This is a genomic window from Campylobacter sp. US50a, assembly GCF_004379015.1.
Classification (GTDB): domain Bacteria; phylum Campylobacterota; class Campylobacteria; order Campylobacterales; family Campylobacteraceae; genus Campylobacter_D; species Campylobacter_D jejuni.
The window spans coordinates 1-2,807 of sequence record NZ_RYYJ01000028.1 but is presented as its reverse complement, the minus strand read 5'-3'; the positions used below and the strand labels follow the sequence as shown (position 1 = coordinate 2,807).

The following is a 2,807-nucleotide window of genomic DNA, read 5'->3' as shown; positions in this document are numbered from 1 at the left end:
GAGAGTTTGGCAGTAGTGGTAGCATAGGTATGGCACAAGCACAGTTATTAGAGGATTTAAGTAAGCAAGCTAAGTTTGTGCGGAGTGAGGGGGAAAATATAATCTCACTTAAAGTGGCTTACCCTGAAAAAATAGATAATAAAATTATATTTGTAGGAAAAGTTTATGAATAAAACACTAATATTTCATGAAAATTCCCATATTGATTTAAATGCTTCTTTTGCACCAGGGACTTATATAAGCTTACAACTAGAAAAAGAAAGCGATGAAAAACTAAAATGGGCTTTTGTAGAATGTGAAAGCAAAGAAAAATTAAATTTATTATTACATGATTGTAATGGCTATATTGATGAAAAAAATCTTAAGGTATTATTTGAAAATGATGATTTGATTTATAATGAAAGCTATGAAGACAATATTTTATCCTTTTGCTTGCCTATAAATAGAAGCAACGAGCCTAAAGAAGACATACAAGATTATAAATACTACATAGTTTTATTTGCTTATAGTAGTGAAAAAACTATGCCTAATTTAGAAGATCATTACATCATCATAGATATGAGCTTTAGAGTGGGAGTTGGAGATGATGAGGATGTAGAAGAAAGTAAACTAAGGAATGATTTTAATAGTGATATAATTCAAACAAATTGTATTTTTAGTGTTTTTGAGGCTGTAGAGTTTTTAAAAGCTTGCCAAAGTTTTGAAGAAAAAGCAAAAGAAACAAATAATTATGAATTTTTTAAAAATTATCCCCAACTTGCAGGAAAAATTGCTTATATTTATTATAGATTTGATTTAGCTAATGAAAAATTTATTAAAAGTGTAAGTGATGGAGATAAGTATTTAAAAGAAAGGGAGAAATTTGTTAAAAAATTTATAGATGTTTATTCTGATGAGAAATTTTTTATCATACCAAGCTATAAAGCAAAATTTAGTGAATTTTCAAACAAAAGTGATGAGGAAAAAATTATGTTTTTTCAAGAATTTCTTGAAGATTTGGTAAAAGCTTTCGACATAGAACCACCAATTCCAACTATTTATAAAGAGTTTAAACAATACAATAACGGATCTTATAATAGTGTAGGAAAAAAAGCATTATATTTGAATTTAAAAAACAAAGAAGAACAGATATTATCAACTTTTTTTCACGAATTTAGACATTTTTATATTGATAAAAATAATTCTAAAGAAATAAAAAATCAACATACAGAAAGCATTTTAAACTCATATATTCTAATGAATATTTTAAATTTGAAAATGTTGTTATGTTTTGGGCGTATGATAAAAAATGCATAATTAGTAATAATTATACAGATTGTGTCGGAGTTAAACCTTATAAATACGGTATATTTTCAGATAAACCTGCAATTTATTGGTTTTCTCCAAGTGAAAGAGATGCGAGAATAAGCACATTTTATTTTGAAAAATATAGGGGTTGATATGTTAGAAGTAGCCATAAAGAATATATTTAAACATAAAGATTTCTTACAAACCAGAAAAGAACCTTATGCTATTTATTTAGCCATAAATACAAACATAAAAAGTTATAATAATATTTGTCCTAGCGAGCAATATTTTTGGAAATTTAATGATATGAATGAGCTTGAATGCTATAATCCAAAATTTGGCATATATCTTGGTAAAATTGTTTTTGATAAAAAAGGCAACAAACTCATCCCAAAATACATAGCCACTAAATTTGAAAATTTAGAAGAAGAAGTTAAAAAGATAAAAAATCCCTTATGGCTTGCTAATAAAAATCCTAATTATATTAAACCTAAATTTTATGATGGTATGGATGGGGGTTATTATTTTGAAAGTCCAAATAATTTAGAGTATCAATGTAAAATAGAAAAAGACACTCAAATTTTAAGCCAAGAACAAATCATTTCCTATGTGAAAGAACTTTATAGTAAAAACACAATGATAATAAAAAATTATATTGATGCAATCAATAAAAACCATGGCATAAAACCTTTCGTATTTAGTGATGAAATTTATGATCAATTAGGAGAAGTTGGCATTCTTACAAAAGAACAAGCTAATAATTTTAAAGATAAAAGTTATATTAAAAAAAATCCAATATTGCTTGCTATGCTTGATTATTTAGCAAAACAAAATAAAAAAGATGAAGATTATTTAATCACTTTTGATGATGAGTATTTTTATGCTGATTTGGTTTGGAGTTTAAAAGATTTCTTATTAGAGCTTTCTTATGGTTTGTTTCAAGATGAAACCAAGCTTCTTTTTAATCCTGCAGCTTATATGGATGACACAAAAATAGATTATAAAAATTTAAACGAAGAAATAAATAAGCGTTATGAAAAAATATTGCTTGATATGGGATTTGAAGGAGAAAATGGTTATTTTAATGATTATTATGATTATGGCTTTGGCAATAATGGTATTTTTAAATTTAGCATATATGATTATTTTGCTTATGATGAAATAGGAGTGCGCCCAATTCAACAAAGCCCATATGTTCCTCCTAGAAGCCCTTTTTATAGCCCTAATTTTGTCTATTCTGATGGAAATTATCACGGAGATGCAAAGCTTATCCCTTCTGCTTTAGGAAAGTATTATTTTGAGCTTTCCTATCAGAAAGGAGTTTATATAGAACTTTTACGCCCTTATTATCCAAGCATAAAAGATTTACCAGAAGGTTGGGACAATAAAATGCTAGAAAAAGCTAATTTAAAATAAATATGAGCATCCATGAAAAAACCTTTTTACAAACTTAAAAGATTTTATATACCTTGTGGTGTGCTTATAGCTTTGATTATTTTTATAAGCTTAACTTATCATTT

1 protein-coding gene and 1 pseudogene are annotated in these 2,807 nt (G+C 26.5%); both read left to right on the top strand.

Annotated elements, in window-relative coordinates; translation table 11 throughout:
* Window positions 1-165: 165 nt before the first annotated feature.
* A pseudogene (locus tag ELQ11_RS09360) lies at window positions 166-1,439 on the top strand (hypothetical protein).
* Window positions 1,420-2,703 carry a hypothetical protein gene (locus ELQ11_RS09355; protein ID WP_070243228.1) on the top strand — a complete coding sequence of 428 codons (1,284 nt, stop codon included), beginning with the start codon at window positions 1,420-1,422 and terminating at the stop codon, window positions 2,701-2,703. The pseudogene ELQ11_RS09360 and the gene ELQ11_RS09355 overlap by 20 nt, the downstream one beginning before the upstream one ends.
* Window positions 2,704-2,807 lie beyond the last annotated feature (104 nt).